Consider the following 15946-nt stretch of genomic DNA (forward strand, 5'->3'; position numbering starts at 1 on the left):
CTGTGTTTTTTATTGGGTGAGTCCGGCTTCAATTTACGCCGAGAAGTCACAAAGCGCGCCGAGAGTAGCAGCTTTGCCGAGGGTCGCCTAGAGCCAAACGCGGCCCTTATGGTCATAAAGATGACTCAAGAAATACCAGCGGTCACTTTTAGAGCAAAAATTCTATTTGTTTTGTTTTCGCTCTAGATCAAGGGTCTCAAGGCAAAAAAGCTTCGTCGGAACGCCGCCAGGACCAAGCTCCGCTCCCACATTAGATGGGGGGTCGTACTCGAAATAACGGTACGACAACATTCCAATGTGGGAGCGGAGCTTGCCCGCGAAGAGGCCTTCGGTCAGTGACGCCGCACCTGTTGCCGCCTAGGCGATATCGCGCAACTCCCGCCGCAGGATCTTGCCCACCGCCGTCATCGGCAGCGAATCACGCAGCACGATGTGCTTGGGTACCTTGTAGCCGGTAAAGTTTTCCTTGCAGTAGGCCTTCAGCTCTTCGAGGCTGACCCCCGAGTCCCGCGCCACCACGAACAGCTTCACCGCCTCGCCGGAACGCTCGTCCGGCACACCGATCACCGCGCAATTGGCGACCTTCGGATGGGCCATCACCACGTCTTCGATTTCATTGGGATACACATTGAAACCGGAGACGATGATCATGTCCTTCTTGCGATCGACGATGTGCACGAAGCCGTCCGGGTCGATCACCGCGATATCGCCAGTCTTGAACCAACCCTCGGCGTCCAGCACCTGCTCCGTGGCCTCGGTCTGCTGCCAGTACCCCTTCATGACCTGCGGCCCCTTGATGCACAGCTCGCCGCGCTCCCCCAGCGCCTGCTCGACACCGTTATCGTCAATGACTTTCAAGGTGGTACCAGGCACCGGAAGGCCGACCGTGCCAAGCCGGCCCTTGTCGCCATAGGGATTGGTGCAGGCGATCGGCGAGGTCTCGGTCAACCCGTAACCTTCGGTGATGCGACAGCCGGTGAGCTTCTGCCAGCGCTCGGCGGTGGCCTTGACCAACGCGGTACCGCCGGAGTTGGTGAGCTTCAGGTTGGAAAAATCCAGGGTCTTGAAATCAGGATGCTCCATCAACGCCACGAACAGGGTATTGAGCCCCAGCAACGCGGAAAAGCGCCAGTTCTTCAGCTCCTTGATAAAGCCGCCAATGTCCCGTGGGTTGCTGATCAACACGTTGTGGTTGCCGGTCACCATCATGCACATGCAGTTCGCGGTGAAGGCATAGATGTGGTACAGCGGCAACGGCGCGATCATTACTTCCTGGCCTTCCTTGAGCAACGGCTGGCCGTCGGGGCCCGGCTGGGACAGGCAGGCGCGGGCCTGCTGCATGTTCGCCACCAGGTTGCCATGGGTCAGCATCGCGCCCTTGGCCAGCCCGGTGGTGCCACCGGTGTATTGCAACACCGCGATATCCTCGAGGCTGGCGGTCAATGGGCGGATCGCATGCCCCCGGCCCAGGCGCAAGGCACTCTTGAACGAGGTCGCCTGGGGCAGGTCGTAGGCGGGCACCAGTTTCTTCAGCTTGTCCACCACCAGGTTGGTCAGCCAACCCTTGGCGGCGGGCATCAGGTCGCCCATCTTCGCTTCGATCAGGTACTCGATCTTCGTATCGGGCAGCACTTCCTGGACCCGCTGGCCGAACAGATTCAAGTACACCAACGCGCGGGCACCGGAGTCCTTGAACTGGTGACGCATCTCGCGAACGGTGTACAGCGGATTGGTGTTGACCACGATCAGCCCGGCGCGCAACGCGCCGAACACGGCAATCGGATAATGCAGGACGTTGGGCAATTGCACCGCGATGCGGTCCCCCGGCTGCAAGTCGGTGTTGCTTTGCAGGTAACCGGCGAACGCCGCGCTGTAGCGCTCAAGCTCGGCGTAGGTCAGGGTCACCCCCATGTTGCTGAAGGCCGGACGATCGGCGAACTTCTTGCAGGAACGCTCGAACACCTCGATCACCGACTTGTAGGCGCCCTGGTCGATGTCCAGGGGTACGCCGGCTGGGCGTTTGTCATTCCAGAAATCAGGTTGCATTGTTTTTGTCCTCTTACCTGAGCCTCTGCGGGGCCGCCTGTGCGCCAAGGCGAAAAAAGCGGTGCTTAGCGGACGTTAGCAGTTAACGGAGATCAGGCAAATATGCCGGACACAGTCATTAACATCATGAATCTTGCTGCCAATGCGCGGCAGGGTCTGCTTCCCGCGCGAGGATGCGCTATACAATGGAACGACAGCGTGCCCCGCCCGATGTCCGTTTCGTCCCCGTGCAAAGGAACCGCCATGATCCATGACACCTTCTGGCTGACCGTGAGCGACCACAGCCGCCTGTACGTCAATTGCTGGTTGCCGGACGGCCCACCAAAAGCCCTGGTCATGCTGTCCCACGGCATGGCCGAGCACAGCGGCCGCTATGCGCGCCTGGCCGAGGCCCTGTGCCGTGCCGGCTATGGGTTATACGCCATCGATCAGCGCGGCCACGGCAAGAGCGCCGAACACGGCGTGCTCGGGCACTATGCCGACCAGGACGGCTGGTGTGCGGTGGTCAGTGACCTGGCCAGCCTCAACCAGCGCATCGGCGAACAGCACCCCGGCGTGCCCGTCATCCTGCTGGGCCACAGCATGGGCAGCTACATCGCCCAGGCCTACCTGCTGCACCATAGCGCCAGCTTGCAGGGCGCGATCCTCAGCGGCTCGAATTTCCAACCGGTGGCGCTGTACCGCGCGGCCGGCGCAATTGCCCGCTTCGAACGCTGGCGCCAGGGTGCCACGGGGCGCAGCGCGCTGATCGACTGGCTGTCGTTCGGCTCCTTCAACAAAGCCTTCAAGCCCAACCGCACGGCCTTCGACTGGCTGAGCCGTGACCCGGAGGAAGTGGACAAGTACGTCAACGACCCGCTGTGCGGCTTCCGTTGCACCAATCAATTGTGGATTGATCTGCTCGGCGGTCTGCGGCAGATCAGCAAGGCCAAGAACCTCACGCAGATCGACCCGGGCCTGCCGCTGCTGGTGATCGGTGGCGAATGTGATCCGGTCAGTGAGGGCAAGCGTCTCAAGGATCTGGCCAACGCTTTGCGCGCCGCCGGTAGCCAGAACCTGCAATTGAACGTCTACCCACAGGCACGGCATGAAGTGTTCAACGAGAGCAACCGCGAGGAGGTCACCCGCGATGTCATCCAGTGGCTGGAACAGGCCCTGGCGCATCGTCGACCCTCGCGTTCGGAATGATCGCCAGCTCAATTATTTGCTTTAAAATCAACTAGTTGATTTTAAATAACACCCTAACAGGACACCCTTGCGATGACCCAGGTTACCAACACGCCTTACGAAACCCTTGAAGTCGGCCAGACCGCCAGCTACAGCAAGACCGTCGAAGAGCGGGATATCCAGTTGTTCGCCGCCATGTCCGGCGATCACAACCCGGTGCACCTGGACCCCGAGTTCGCGGCGGCGAGCATGTTCAAGGAGCGCATCGCCCACGGTATGTTCAGCGGGGCGCTGATCAGTGCGGCGGTGGCCTGCGAGCTGCCTGGGCCGGGCACCATCTACCTGGGCCAGCAGATGACATTCCAGAAGCCGGTGAAGATCGGCGACACCCTGACCGTGCGCCTGGAAATCCTCGAAAAACTGCCGAAATTCCGCGTGCGCATCGCCACCCGCGTGTTCAACCAGCGCGATGAGCTGGTGGTCGATGGCGAGGCCGAGATCCTCGCCCCGCGCAAGCAACAGACGGTAACCCTGACCAGCCCGCCGCCGATCACCATTGGCTGATCACGGTCTCTTGTCGCGAGCGGACCTGGTTGCAAATTTTCTTGAACAGAAAAAACGCCGGATCAACCGGCGTTTTTTGTGACCGCGCGAAACTTAGCTGGCGCGGGCGATATTACGCAGCGCCTTGATCTGGTCGTGGTTGCGCAGCACCCCCTGGTACTGGCGGTTTACCAGGTCGGTAAGCTCTACCAGATTGCTGTACTTGGCCAATTTCACCAGCGCTTCGCTGTAGGCTTTCTTGGCGTGGTCTTCACCGCGCTCGGCTTCGTTGAGTACCGCCTCTTCACCCTTGCCGGTGAACAGCGCCTTCACATCCACCCAGCGACGGTGCAAGTCACCGACCACGCTGGTGGAAGTCTCCGGATCGCCGCCCAGTTTGCGCACTTCGGCCTGCAGTTCCACCGCCGAGGTCGAACAGTCGCCGGCACGTTGCACGAACAATGCCTTGAGCTGGGGATTCTTGACATCATCAGCACAGCTCTGAAAACCTTTCTGACCATCCTTGCTGACTTCGATCAGACGGTTGAGAATCGATATCGCTTCTTTATTGATGTTGGTCATGGCTCAATTCCTTCTGGTGGTGAAAGTCACCGAAGACTGCTGCAGTCGTCGTGCCAAACCCTGACCGTTTATTTTTTACTTATATTTCATATAGTTAAAAATAAACCAAGTATCTGTATGGTGGTTATTTGCATGATCTGTCAATTGGCCTGCATGCAGAATGCCTGTATTTTCCGAGATGCTTGAACAGCGCAAGACAAGGTCGCCCATGAATCCCGAGAAACTCGAACTGCTGATCACCCGCGAGATGCCGTTCGGCAAATACAAGGGGCGGATCATCGCCGACCTGCCCGGCCCGTACCTGAACTGGTTCGCCCGCGAGGGTTTCCCCCACGGCGAGCTCGGTGGCCTGCTCGCCTTGATGCAGGAGATCGACCACAACGGACTGGCCGATCTGCTCGACCCACTACGCGCCAAGCACGGCAAGCCCAAACCCCGCCATTGACTTCGTTGTCGAGAGAACCAACGCATGCCAAGCAATGCAGAGCACGCCCGCGACGAACACTTCTGGCACGCCGTGGCCGCGCGTTATGACCTGGAGCCCGGCCCGATCAACCTGGAAAACGGTTACTTCGGCCGCATGACCCGCAGCGTCGTGGCGCAATACGAACGCCATATCGAGTTCATCAACCGCAGCAACTCGGTGCATGTGCGCCAACGCTTCGAAATGATCGAGAGCCTGGAGATCCGCGCGCAGTTGGCCGATCTGCTGGGCACCTCGGCCGATGCCGTGGCCCTGACCCGCTGCGCCAGCGATGGCCTGCATGCGCTGATCCGCAACTACAACGCCCTGCGGCCCGGCGATCAGTTGCTGGTCAGCGACCAGGAATACCCCAGCGTCCTCGGCGCCATGCGTTGGCTGGCGCGCAATCGCGGCGTCGAGCTGATCGAGATCAGCCATCCCTGCCCGGTAAGCTTCGACAGCCTGGTGGCCACCTATCAGCAAGCTTTCGAGCGTTATCCGCGACTGAAGCTGATGGCCCTGACCTATGTCACCCATCGCAGCGGACTGGTGATGCCGGTCCAGGCCATCGCGGCCGCGGCCCGGGAACATGGGGTCGATGTGATCCTGGACGGCGCCCATGCCCTCGGTCAGATCGACTTCGACCTTGCAGCACTCGGCATCCCGTTTGCCGGTTTCAACCTGCAGAAATGGATGGGCGCGCCCCTGAGCCTGGGCTTTCTCTATATCGATCCCAAGCGCCTGGCGGATATCGACCCGGACATGGGCGAGGAACGCTACCCCGTCAGCGATATCCGCGCCCGCGCGCCTTATGGCACACCGAATATTCCGGCCTGGATGACCTTGCCCCTGGTCTTCGAGGAGCATCGGGCACTGGGCGGTTCGGCGGCCAAGGGCGCACGACTCAATTACCTGCGCGACCTGTGGGTGAGCGAAGCGCGGCGGATGCCGGGCATCGAGGTGCTGACACCGGACGATCCGCGGCTGTATTGCGGCATCACCTCGCTGCGCTTTCGGCATGAGCCGGAACAGCAGCGGATGGTCGAGCGGCTGCTGACGGAGTACAACCTGTTTACCGTGACCCGCGACGGTACGGCCCATGGCAATTGCATCCGGGTCACCCCGGGGTTGGCCAATACGGCGCAGGACATGAAATTGCTGGTACGGGCACTGGGCGAATTAAGCGGTTGAATGGCCCGCTGCCCGCGAAGGAGCCGGCACAAACACCCCAACCTTCGGACCGGAAGACTTTTCATCGGGCAAAAAAAACGGTGCGCCGACCAAGCGCACCGTAAAGCCGTAGAACACACAACGAATTCAGTAACGCGCCATCAGTCCAGCAGGGCCAGCGCCTCGGCGGTGCACTCCTGGATCCGCGCCCAGTCGCCATTCTTGATCCACTCGGGATCGAGCATCCAGCTGCCACCCACGCACATCACATTCTTCAACGCCATATAGCTCTTGATATTGGCCGGGCCGACACCGCCGGTCGGGCAGAATTTCACTTCGCCGAACGGACCGCCCAAGGCCTTGAGCGCCGCCACGCCGCCGCTGACTTCCGCCGGGAACAGCTTGAAGCGACGATAGCCCAGGGCATAACCCTCCATGATCCCCGAGGCATTGCTGATGCCGGGCAACAACGGAATCGGACTGTCGACGCTGGCTTCCAGCAGGTCACGGGTGATGCCCGGGGTGACGATGAACTGCGAGCCCGCCGCCTCCGCCGCCGCCAGCATCTGCCGATCGAGCACGGTACCGGCACCGGTCACCAGCTCCGGACGTTGTTCGCGCAGGATCTGGATCGCCTTGAGGCCGAATTGCGAACGCAGGGTCACCTCCAGCGCCGTCAGGCCGCCGGCGGCCAGGGCGTCAGCCAGCGGCAGCACGTCCTGCTCGCGGGCAATGGTGATCACCGGAAGAATCCGTGCACGGGCGCAGAGCTCATCGATCAGGACGACCTTGTCTGCCATGGAGACGGTCGGGACATTTTTTGTCATAGCAGCGGATCCTTGACTCATGGGCACCAGTAGATATTCAGGGTAGGTTGCAGGAAGGCGCGAATCGGCATGGCGGCGAGGTCATCGCCGGCCAATGCGGCATTCAGGGTAGTGAGTTTCGACTGGCCGGAAATCGCCAGCACGGTGAAGCCCGCCGAAGCCAACAGGGCCCGGCTCATGCTCAGGCGCTGGCGCGGCACGCTCGGCGCCAGCATCGGCCAGACCCGACGGTGGCCATCCACTTGCAGGGCCGCGGCCAGGTTGGGGCTGCCAGGGAACAGCGACGCGGTGTGACCGTCATCGCCCATGCCCAGCACCAGCACGTCGATAGCCGGCAGCTCGGCGAGCAACCGGTCGGCTTGCTCCGCCGCCGCCTCCAGGTTCGCCGCCGCGTTGTACAAGCCGATAAACCGTGCCTTGGCCGCCGGGCCTTGGAGCAGGTAGCGCTTGAGCAGGCCGGCGTTACTGTCAGCGTGTTCCACCGGCACCCAACGCTCGTCGGCAAGGCTGACGACCACACGGGACCAGTCCAGCTCCTGTTTCACCAGGCTCTGGAAGAACGCCACCGGGCTACGCCCACCGGACACCACCAGGGTCGCCACGCCACGCGCGGCAATGGCATTGCGCAATTGCTCGGCAACCGCCCGTGCCTGGCCCTCGGCCAACAGCAACGGGCTGCGGAACTCGTGGGCCTGTACGCCTTGCGGCAGTTTCAATTCAGATATCGCCATACCACGACCTCCCATCCCGCGTGATCAGTGCAATGGAACTCATCGGTCCCCAGGACCCCGCCGCGTACGGCTTGGGCGCATCACCGGACTTCTTCCAGCCGGCGATCAACTGGTCGCACCACTTCCACGCGGCTTCGATCTCATCCTTGCGGACAAACAGGTTCTGGTTGCCGTGCATCACTTCCAGCAACAGACGCTCGTAGGCGTCCGGGATCCGCGCACTGCGATAAGTGTCGGAGAAATTCAGTTGCAGCGGCCCGCTGCGCAGTTGCATGCCCTTGTCCAGGCCCTGCTCCTTGGTCATCACGCGCAACGAAATACCTTCGTCCGGTTGCAGGCGGATAATCAGCTTGTTGCTGATCTGCAGGCGCTGCTCGGGGGCGAAAATGTAGTGCGACGGCTCCTTGAAGTGGATGACGATCTGCGACAGCTTCTGCGGCATGCGTTTGCCGGTGCGCAGGTAGAACGGCACGCCGGCCCAGCGCCAGTTGCGGATATCGGCGCGCAGGGCGACGAAGGTCTCGGTGTCGCTCTGGGTGTTGGAGTTTTCTTCCTCCAGGTAACCCGGCACCGCATGGCCTTCGCTGTGCCCGGCAATGTACTGGCCGCGCACCACCTGGGTGGTCAAGCCTTCCGGGCTGATCGGCGCCAGGGCCTTGAGCACCTTGACCTTCTCATCCCGGATGCTGTCGGCCGAGAGGTCCGCCGGCGGGTCCATGGCGATCAGGCAGAGCAGCTGCAGCAGGTGATTCTGGATCATGTCGCGCAACTGGCCGGCCTTGTCGAAGTAACCCCAGCGCCCTTCGATACCGACCTTCTCGGCCACGGTGATTTCCACGTGGGAGATGTAGTTCTGGTTCCACTGGGTTTCGAACAGGCTGTTGGCGAAACGCAGGGCGATCAGGTTCTGTACCGTCTCCTTGCCCAGGTAGTGGTCGATGCGATAGGTGCGGTTCTCCGGGAAGAACCGCGCCACGGCATCGTTGACCTTGCGTGACGACTCGAGGTCCGAACCGATGGGTTTTTCCAGCACCACCCGGGTGTTGTCCGCCAGGCCGACCTTGGCCAGGTTCTCGCAAATCGCGCCATAAACCGAAGCCGGCGTGGCGAAGTAGGCGATCAGGCACTGACGGGTGCCGGCCTGCTCGGCCAGGGCGACATAGTCGTCGGGCCTGAGGAAGTCCACGTGCAGATAGCTCAGGCGCGCGAGAAAGCGCTCGAGCACCACTTCGTCGATTTCCCGGTCCTCGACAAAGACCCGCAATTCTTCTTCGATGGTCGCCAGGTGCTCGACGTTGCTGCCGGGCTCACGCGCCAACGCCAGGATGCGCGTGTCCTCATGCAACAGGCCCGCGCCATCGAGGTGATACAAGGCAGGAAACAGCTTGCGAAGCGCCAGGTCGCCCAAAGCGCCAAACAAGGCAAAGGTGCACGGTTCAACCGTTATCGAAGGCATGATGTTTGTTCTTTTATCAAGTTAAACGATAAATACCTTTTTTCGAGGCATCACTCAAGGAAAAATGTAGTAATAACCACAACATTTTATCAATATAATCATTCCGAGTGGTGGTCATCACACGCCATCAGTAGGATAGGCCACCGCCAGGCACTGCCCAAGGGCATTGTTCCGGGCCTTGCAGAATCCAAGTTGCCTCGAATCAAGGAATCACCAAATGGACCGCGTGCGAAATCTCCTGGAGCAGATCCAGGGCCGCCTCGAAGACCTGAACAAGGCCGAGCGCAAAGTCGCCGAAGTCATCCTGCTCAACCCGCAGCAGGCGACCCGTTTCAGCATCGCCGCCCTTGCGCAGGCGGCCTCGGTCAGCGAGCCGACGGTCAACCGCTTCTGCCGCTCGTTCGGTGTCAGTGGCTACCCCGAACTCAAACTGCAGTTGGCCCAGAGCCTGGCCAGCGGCGCGGCCTATGTCAGCCGCGCGGTGGAGGCCGACGATAATCCCGAGGCCTATACGCAAAAGATTTTCGGCAGCGCCATTGCCTCCCTGGACAGCGCCTGCCAGGCCCTGGACCCGAACCTGATCAGCCGCGCCGTCGACCTGCTGATCCAGGCCCGGCAGATCCACTTTTTCGGCCTGGGCGCTTCGGCGCCGGTGGCCCTGGATGCCCAGCACAAGTTCTTTCGCTTCAACCTGGCGGTCACCGCCCATGCCGATGTACTGATGCAGCGGATGCTCGCCTCGGTGGCTCACACTGGCGAGCTGTTCGTGATCATTTCCTACACCGGGCGTACCCGGGAACTGGTGGAAGTGGCGCGCATCGCCCGGGAGAACGGCGCCTCGGTGCTGGGCCTGACGGCGGCGGGCTCGCCCCTGGCCAAGGCGAGCACCTTGAGCCTGAACATTCCATTGCCGGAAGACACCGACATCTACATGCCGATGACCTCGCGGATCATCCAGTTGACGGTGCTGGACGTGCTGGCCACCGGCATGACCCTGCGCCGAGGCGTGGACTTCCAGCCGCACCTGCGCAAGATCAAGGAAAGCCTCAACGCCAGCCGCTATCCGGTGGGCGACGAGTTCAACTGAGCCTATGCGGCGAGGAGACTGAGCCTAAGCGGCGAGGAGACTGAGGCTGACACTGTGGCGAGCGGGCTTGCCCGCGCTGGGCTGCGAAGCGGCCCTAAAATCAGCGACGTCATTGTGTCAGGCAGAACGCGATCACAGGTTTTACGACTGCTTCGCAGCCGAACGCGGGCAAGCCCGCTCGCCACAGTGTCCGCATTCGCCGTGACACCGGCCTCAGACCCTGGCCCGCGCCTGCAAACTCAGATGCGCCCGCTCCCCGGGCGCCAGGCACAGGCTGTCGGTGCCGCCACAGGCGGCCTCGACACAGACAAAGCCCATCACTTCGCTCCAGCTCACCCCCAGCAACGGCCGGGGCCCCGGATGCCAGACCACGGTGTCGGCGCTGTCACCGGTGTCGATGCACAGCTCGCGCTGCCAGGCGTGGTCCTTGAGCTGCAACTCGCCCTCATGCTGGAACACCCGCTGACAACCTCCGTCGACCCGCAGCTCGCCTTCCTGTCGGCACGCCTGGCGATTCAACTGGTCATAGCCCTGTACCCCGTCCAGCCCAGACAGCGCTATCTCACCGACATCGCCAATACGCCAATAGGCGTGCAGCGCATGACTCAACTGGCACGGTTCGCTGTCCTGATGCTCGGTGCTCAGGCGCAAGTCCATGCTCTCGCCCAGGCGTGCATGCAGGTCAACCTGCCAGTCACACAGCTGCAAGCGCCAGTGCAAGCTGACCCCTTTCTCATCGCTGCTGCTTTCCAGCAGTTTCCAGTCGATCAGCCGCGCCCAACCATGGGACGGCCAGGCGTTTTCGCTCGGATGCCGACCATACCAGGGCCAGCACACCGGTACCCCGCCGCGAATCGCGCCGACCTGCGGCCACTTGGCCGCGCACCACAACCAGGGCTTCTGTCCCCGCGGCTGAAAATGCAGCAATTGCGCACCCTGTCGACTGAACACCGCCTGGCACAGTGGATGGTCGATCACCAGTACTTCGCGCTGTTGAAAGCGCTCCCACTGGAAAGTCGGCTGTTCGCGCCGGGATTTGAAAAAACGTTGTAGCGGTTGCTCGTGCATGTGCCGCGAATCCTGAAAATCGTTTTGCCGTATCCATGTGACTGTGGGAGCGGTGCTTGCCCGCGAAGCTTTTGGCAGCCTCAAGGGCCCCTTCGCGGCGGTGCGGCGATCCGACAGTCCTGCTCCTACAGGTTACGTAGCGTCTGCGAAAGCGTATTGCTCTGGCGCTTCGCCCTTGCCCCCCGCACCCAAAAAAAAGCGGACGGTCTGGTGGACCATCCGCAAGATGCGCACATAGAGAGAGAGCTTATCAGCCGAAGCCTTAGAAGACCGACTGAATTTTCAGACCAGCCACCAGCGCGTTGTCGACTTGATCCACACCACCTGGATGGGTGATGTATTGCAGGTTGGGACGTACGGTCAGCCAGTTGGTGACGTGGAAGCCGTAGTTGATCTCGGTGTTGTACTCGGTGTCGCGCAGCGGCGTGTACAGCGGGTTGTTGTAGTCGTTGACGCCAATGGCATCGTTTTCCAACTCGGCGTTTTTCCTCACGTCCTGATTGACATGGATACGGCCGAAACCGATCCCGACGTCATCCTTCGGACGCGCATCGAACGGCCCCTTGTACACAAACATCACCGACTGGTAGTTGTCGACGACGTTGGTGGCCTTGTCGTGGAAGGTCGCGTTGGCGGCGATGTTCAGACCGCGCGAAGCGTCGCCGTTGTGGCTGGTGAGTTGCTGCTGTGCCACGAACCAGTAACCGTGCTTGCTATCGTGGACACGATAAGGCGCACCCGTCGCTGCGGCATTTCCACCATTGTCATCCTTGAGCACGTCATTGGCCGGGGCCGTGCTTTTGTAGTAACCGACACGGTATTCGCCCGGCAGGTCGTTGACCTTCGGCGACCAGACCAGTTCGACCGGCAGGACGGTACCCTTGGTGCCGCTACCACTGAGCTTGAAGCCGTTACCGTGCTCCAGTTGCGATGGGTTCTGGTTATAGGCACCGATCTGCGCATACAGCTCAGGCGTGATGTTGTACTTCACGCGGATCGCCGCCTGCATGACTGGCCAGTTGTACCAGATACCGGTGGCCCAGTTACCCGCCTGGGAACCGCAGAACGTCAGGTTCTGGAACTCGCAAGGGAAGGTGTTGAAATCTTCGCCCTCGCCGAAGTAACCGGCCTTGACGTCCAGTTTATTGTCGAGGAACTGGTGCTGGATCCACAACTGGGTCAGACGGACCATGTGGCCACGACCGTAGACTTCCTGGGAGGAGCTCAAGGTGCCGGCACGCGGGTCGCCGACACGGTCATTGGAGATGTTCTGACCGTTACGGTTGGTGAGCTGGATCTTGGCCTGGGTGTTATCCCAGCCCCACAGCTTTTGCAGGTCCAGCGCCACGCCCAGGCCAAACTGGTCGGAGTAACGTGAGGTCTTGTTGTCGTTGTAGCCACCATGCAGGTTGCTACCGACCTCACCGACATAGTCGGCCTTGATGTCGATACCTTCTTCGATCAGCTTGGTTCGCTCTCCACCCCAGTCACCGGTCATCCATTTGGAGTCAGCGCTGAACGCATCGGCCGCCATTGCATTACCGGCCAGGACCAGTGCCGCTACCGCTGACAATTGGCAGATCAGCCGAGTATTGGTGTGCTGCTTTTTCATCCCTACATCCTCGTTTTATTGTTATTAACGGTTTTTATCAAACGTGGTTTACATCGTCTGTAATGCATCAAATCTCTTTGGCAGACGGTTTTCCTGACGCTAATGTTTCGACGGGGCGGACGGCGTTCCGCCCCCCCTCGCCACCTTCAGCGGCCCTTGAACTGCGCCACATTGTCGGCATGCACCTGGGCCTGCGGCTTGCCCACTACCCCCAGGCGCTCACCGGTCTTGGCATCGAACAGCAACACCTTGGCCGGATCGAATTGCAGGGTCAGGGTTTCGCCCACCTGCGGCGCCACGTCCGGCGCCAACCGGCAGCAGACCTTGGTGTCGTTGAGGTTGACGAACACCAGGGTGTCGGGACCGGTCGGTTCGGTGACCTGCACCTCGGCGCGGATGCTTGGCAGCCCATTGGGTTCGCCCCGCATCAGGCTGATCTGCTCAGGACGCATGCCGAGGATTACTTCGCGGTCTTCAAGACCCGCGTCGGTCATGCCCAATGGCAACTCGCAACGGGCCTGGCCGCTGTCGAGCAAAGCCAGCAGACGGCCGTCCTTGCGTTGCAGGCGCAGGGGAATGAAGTTCATCGGCGGCGAACCGATGAAGCTGGCAACGAACAGGTTCGCCGGGTCGTTGTAGATCTGCTTCGGCGTGCCAAATTGCTGGATGATGCCGTCCTTCATCACCGCCACCTTGTCGCCCAGGGTCATGGCTTCGATCTGGTCGTGGGTCACGTAGACCGTGGTGGTTTTCAGGCGCTGGTGCATCAGTTTCATTTCAGTGCGCATCTCGACCCGCAGCTTGGCGTCGAGGTTGGACAGCGGTTCATCGAACAGATAGATCTTCGGCCGCCGCGCCAGGGCCCGGCCCATGGCCACGCGTTGCTGCTGGCCGCCGGACAGTTGGCCGGGCTTGCGATTGAGCAAGTGCTCGATCTGTAGCAGCTTGGCGACCCGCGCGACTTCCTCGTCGATGGCCGACTGGTTCATCTTGCGAATTTTCAGACCGAACTCGATGTTCTCGCGCACACTCATGGTCGGGTACAGCGCATAGGACTGGAACACCATGGCGATGTCGCGATCCTTCGGACTCATGCCGCTGACGTCCTGATCACCGATCATGATCGCGCCACCGGTGATGTTCTCCAGGCCGGCGATGCAGTTCATCAACGTTGACTTGCCACAGCCCGAAGGTCCTACCAGGATCAGGAACTCACCCTCGGCGATCGACAGTTCAATGTTCTTCAGGGTGTCCGGCAAGCCGGCGCCGTAGGTCTTGTTTACATTGCGAAGTTCGAGCGTTGCCATGATTACCCCTTGACCGCGCCGGCCGTCAGCCCGCGCACGAAATACTTGCCTGCGACCACATAGACCAGCAGGGTCGGCAGCCCGGCGATCATCGCCGCTGCCATATCAACGTTGTATTCCTTGACCCCGGTACTGGTGTTGACCAGGTTGTTCAGCGCCACCGTGATCGGTTGCGAATCGCCACTGGAGAACACCACGCCGAACAGGAAGTCGTTCCAGATCTGCGTGAACTGCCAGATCAGGCAGACCATGATGATCGGGGTCGACATCGGCAGGATGATCAGCCGGAAGATGGTGAAGAACCCCGCCCCATCCAGGCGCGCCGCCTTGACCAGCGCATCGGGAATGCTCACGTAGTAGTTACGGAAGAACAGCGTGGTGAACGCCAGGCCGTAGACGATATGCACGAACACCAGGCCCGTGGTGGTACTGGCCAGGCCCATCTTGCCGAGGGTGAACGAGGCCGGCAGCAGCACGGTCTGGAACGGCAGGAAGCAACCGAACAGCAACAGGCCGAAGAACAACTGCGAACCGCGAAAGCGCCACATCGACAACACATAGCCGTTCAACGCACCGATCGCGGTGGAGACCAGTACCGCCGGAATGGTGATCTTGATCGAGTTCCAGAAGTAACCGTTGACCGTGGCCCAGGCCTTGATCCAGCCGATGTCGGTGACCACCGTCGGCCAACTCAGCAGGTTGCCGGTGCTGATATCTTCCGGCGACTTGAAGCTGGTCAACAGCATGACCACCAGCGGTACCAGATAGAGCAGCACGGCGAGGATCAGCACCGCGTAGATGGCGATGCGACTCAGGCTGATGGACGGCTTGTAGGCGAGACTAGTCATTGCGCTTGGTCCTCAGCTCGGAGTACAGGTAAGGCACGATAATCGCGAGAATCGCACCGAGCATCAGGATCGCACTGGCCGAGCCCATGCCCATCTGGCCGCGACTGAAGGTGAACGAATACATGAACATGGCGGGCAGGTCGGACGAGTAACCCGGGCCTCCGGCGGTCATTGCCGCCACCAGGTCGAAGCTCTTGATCGCGATATGCGCCAGAATCATCACCGCACTGAAGAACACCGGACGCAGGCTGGGCAGCACCACTTTCCAGTAGATCCTGGGCATGCTCGCGCCATCGATCTGGGCGGCACGGATGATCGACTGATCGACCCCGCGCAGACCGGCCAGGAACATCGCCATGATGAACCCCGAGGCCTGCCATACCGCAGCAATCACCAGGCAATACACCACACGATCCGGGTCGATCAGCCAGTCCAGGCGAAAGCCTTCCCAGCCCCAGTCGCGCAGCAGCTTGTCCAGCCCCATGCCCGGGTTGAGCAGCCATTTCCAGGCGGTACCGGTGACGATCATCGAGAGCGCCATCGGGTACAGGTAAATCGTGCGGATGAAACCTTCGCGGCGGATGCGTTGGTCGAGGAACACCGCCAGCAGCACGCCGATCACCAGGGTGATGCCGATGAACAAGCCACCGAACAGCGCCAGGTTCTTGCTCGCCACCCACCAGCGGTCGTTATCGAACAACCGGGCGTATTGCGCCAGGCCGACCCATTTGTAGGTCGGCAGGAACGTCGAGTTGGTGAACGAGAGAACAAACGTCCACAGGATGTAGCCATAGAAGCCCACCAGGACGATGAACATGCTCGGCGCCAGCACCAGTTTAGGTAGCCAGCGCTGCAATGTATCGAACGGCGAGGCCTTGCTGAACACAGCAACAGAACTCATGGGAAAATCCACTACAGGGAAAAAAGACTACAGGCAGACCCTTTGCAGGAGTGGCCGGTCGATGCTCGATTGCTGGCGATAGCGGTGCGGCGGTGTATCAGTTGGCAATCCAGTGATTGACATTCCGCTATCGCCAGC

Annotated in this window: 15 protein-coding genes; 5 read left to right on the forward strand and 10 right to left on the reverse strand. The window is 61.0% G+C overall.

Annotation, left to right across the window (positions count from 1 at the left end; all coding sequences use genetic code 11):
- Positions 1-357 precede the first annotated feature (357 nt).
- On the reverse strand, positions 358-2046 hold the full coding sequence (fadD2, locus tag PFEN_RS13500; RefSeq protein WP_191487315.1) for a long-chain-fatty-acid--CoA ligase FadD2: 1689 nt from the start codon (positions 2044-2046) through the stop codon (positions 358-360).
- 243 nt (positions 2047-2289) lie between these two features.
- Here fadD2 and PFEN_RS13505 point away from each other — a divergent pair, with 243 nt between their 5' ends.
- Both PFEN_RS13505 and PFEN_RS13510 read left to right on the forward strand, forming a co-directional pair.
- Positions 2290-3234, forward strand: a complete 945-nt coding sequence (locus tag PFEN_RS13505; RefSeq protein ID WP_191487316.1) for an alpha/beta hydrolase — start codon at positions 2290-2292, stop codon at positions 3232-3234.
- 72 nt (positions 3235-3306) lie between these two features.
- Positions 3307-3777, forward strand: coding sequence for a MaoC family dehydratase (locus tag PFEN_RS13510; RefSeq protein WP_191487317.1), 471 nt, complete (start codon positions 3307-3309; stop codon positions 3775-3777).
- A gap of 93 nt (positions 3778-3870) precedes the next feature.
- On the opposite strand, the gene PFEN_RS13515 is transcribed toward PFEN_RS13510, so the two are convergent.
- On the reverse strand, positions 3871-4338 hold the full coding sequence (locus tag PFEN_RS13515) for a PA2169 family four-helix-bundle protein (protein ID WP_191487318.1): 468 nt from the start codon (positions 4336-4338) through the stop codon (positions 3871-3873).
- Positions 4339-4546: 208 nt separating this feature from the next.
- On the opposite strand from PFEN_RS13515, the gene PFEN_RS13520 reads away from it, so the two are divergent.
- On the forward strand, positions 4547-4783 hold the full coding sequence (locus PFEN_RS13520; protein WP_191487319.1) for a DUF3820 family protein: 237 nt from the start codon (positions 4547-4549) through the stop codon (positions 4781-4783).
- Positions 4784-4807: 24 nt separating this feature from the next.
- Positions 4808-5992, forward strand: a complete 1185-nt coding sequence (locus tag PFEN_RS13525) for an aminotransferase class V-fold PLP-dependent enzyme (RefSeq protein WP_191487320.1) — start codon at positions 4808-4810, stop codon at positions 5990-5992.
- Between the two features lie 140 nt (positions 5993-6132).
- Here the strand turns inward: PFEN_RS13525 and PFEN_RS13530 are convergent, their stop codons facing one another.
- Genes PFEN_RS13530 through zwf form a run of 3 tightly spaced genes read right to left on the reverse strand, consistent with a single transcriptional unit; the run spans position 6133 to position 8985 of the window.
- The gene (locus PFEN_RS13530) at positions 6133-6798 is read right to left on the reverse strand and encodes a bifunctional 4-hydroxy-2-oxoglutarate aldolase/2-dehydro-3-deoxy-phosphogluconate aldolase (protein WP_191487321.1); all 666 of its coding nucleotides are present in this window, start codon (positions 6796-6798) and stop codon (positions 6133-6135) included.
- 17 nt (positions 6799-6815) lie between these two features.
- On the reverse strand, positions 6816-7529 hold the full coding sequence (gene pgl / locus PFEN_RS13535) for a 6-phosphogluconolactonase (RefSeq protein ID WP_191487322.1): 714 nt from the start codon (positions 7527-7529) through the stop codon (positions 6816-6818).
- Positions 7516-8985 (reverse strand): glucose-6-phosphate dehydrogenase, encoded by a 1470-nt coding sequence (gene zwf / locus PFEN_RS13540; RefSeq protein WP_191487323.1) that lies wholly within the window; start codon positions 8983-8985, stop codon positions 7516-7518. Before zwf ends, pgl begins: the two co-directional genes overlap by 14 nt.
- Before the next feature lie 226 nt (positions 8986-9211).
- Between zwf and PFEN_RS13545 the strand changes: the two genes are divergently transcribed.
- Positions 9212-10072 carry a MurR/RpiR family transcriptional regulator gene (locus PFEN_RS13545; RefSeq protein ID WP_191487487.1) on the forward strand — a complete coding sequence of 287 codons (861 nt, stop codon included), beginning with the start codon at positions 9212-9214 and terminating at the stop codon, positions 10070-10072.
- Positions 10073-10285: 213 nt separating this feature from the next.
- On the opposite strand, the gene PFEN_RS13550 is transcribed toward PFEN_RS13545, so the two are convergent.
- The 5 genes from PFEN_RS13550 to PFEN_RS13570 form a co-directional block, all read right to left on the reverse strand.
- Positions 10286-11140 carry a D-hexose-6-phosphate mutarotase gene (locus tag PFEN_RS13550; protein ID WP_191487324.1) on the reverse strand — a complete coding sequence of 285 codons (855 nt, stop codon included), beginning with the start codon at positions 11138-11140 and terminating at the stop codon, positions 10286-10288.
- A 262-nt stretch (positions 11141-11402) separates the two neighbouring features.
- On the reverse strand, positions 11403-12752 hold the full coding sequence (locus PFEN_RS13555) for a carbohydrate porin (protein ID WP_191487325.1): 1350 nt from the start codon (positions 12750-12752) through the stop codon (positions 11403-11405).
- Positions 12753-12898: 146 nt separating this feature from the next.
- Positions 12899-14059, reverse strand: a complete 1161-nt coding sequence (locus tag PFEN_RS13560; RefSeq protein ID WP_191487326.1) for an ABC transporter ATP-binding protein — start codon at positions 14057-14059, stop codon at positions 12899-12901.
- A gap of 2 nt (positions 14060-14061) precedes the next feature.
- Complete coding sequence (locus PFEN_RS13565) at positions 14062-14907, reverse strand: carbohydrate ABC transporter permease (protein ID WP_191487327.1); 846 nt, start codon at positions 14905-14907, stop codon at positions 14062-14064.
- Positions 14900-15808, reverse strand: coding sequence for a carbohydrate ABC transporter permease (locus PFEN_RS13570; RefSeq protein ID WP_191487328.1), 909 nt, complete (start codon positions 15806-15808; stop codon positions 14900-14902). The genes PFEN_RS13565 and PFEN_RS13570 overlap by 8 nt, the downstream gene beginning before the upstream one ends.
- Positions 15809-15946 lie beyond the last annotated feature (138 nt).

Source organism: Pseudomonas sp. FEN, from assembly GCF_904067045.1.
Lineage (GTDB): Bacteria > Pseudomonadota > Gammaproteobacteria > Pseudomonadales > Pseudomonadaceae > Aquipseudomonas.

What these genes read in the sequence shown, in the direction of transcription:
- zwf (WP_191487323.1), bottom strand. Translation starts at nt 8,985, where the DNA reads ATGCCTTCGATAACGGTTGAACCGTGCACCTTTGCCTTGTTTGGCGCT.
- PFEN_RS13565 (WP_191487327.1), bottom strand. Translation starts at nt 14,907, where the DNA reads ATGACTAGTCTCGCCTACAAGCCGTCCATCAGCCTGAGTCGCATCGCC.
- PFEN_RS13520 (WP_191487319.1), top strand. Translation starts at nt 4,547, where the DNA reads ATGAATCCCGAGAAACTCGAACTGCTGATCACCCGCGAGATGCCGTTC.
- PFEN_RS13530 (WP_191487321.1), bottom strand. Translation starts at nt 6,798, where the DNA reads ATGACAAAAAATGTCCCGACCGTCTCCATGGCAGACAAGGTCGTCCTG.
- PFEN_RS13510 (WP_191487317.1), top strand. Translation starts at nt 3,307, where the DNA reads ATGACCCAGGTTACCAACACGCCTTACGAAACCCTTGAAGTCGGCCAG.
- pgl (WP_191487322.1), bottom strand. Translation starts at nt 7,529, where the DNA reads ATGGCGATATCTGAATTGAAACTGCCGCAAGGCGTACAGGCCCACGAG.
- PFEN_RS13550 (WP_191487324.1), bottom strand. Translation starts at nt 11,140, where the DNA reads ATGCACGAGCAACCGCTACAACGTTTTTTCAAATCCCGGCGCGAACAG.
- PFEN_RS13525 (WP_191487320.1), top strand. Translation starts at nt 4,808, where the DNA reads ATGCCAAGCAATGCAGAGCACGCCCGCGACGAACACTTCTGGCACGCC.
- PFEN_RS13505 (WP_191487316.1), top strand. Translation starts at nt 2,290, where the DNA reads ATGATCCATGACACCTTCTGGCTGACCGTGAGCGACCACAGCCGCCTG.
- PFEN_RS13515 (WP_191487318.1), bottom strand. Translation starts at nt 4,338, where the DNA reads ATGACCAACATCAATAAAGAAGCGATATCGATTCTCAACCGTCTGATC.
- PFEN_RS13560 (WP_191487326.1), bottom strand. Translation starts at nt 14,059, where the DNA reads ATGGCAACGCTCGAACTTCGCAATGTAAACAAGACCTACGGCGCCGGC.
- PFEN_RS13570 (WP_191487328.1), bottom strand. Translation starts at nt 15,808, where the DNA reads ATGAGTTCTGTTGCTGTGTTCAGCAAGGCCTCGCCGTTCGATACATTG.
- fadD2 (WP_191487315.1), bottom strand. Translation starts at nt 2,046, where the DNA reads ATGCAACCTGATTTCTGGAATGACAAACGCCCAGCCGGCGTACCCCTG.
- PFEN_RS13555 (WP_191487325.1), bottom strand. Translation starts at nt 12,752, where the DNA reads ATGAAAAAGCAGCACACCAATACTCGGCTGATCTGCCAATTGTCAGCG.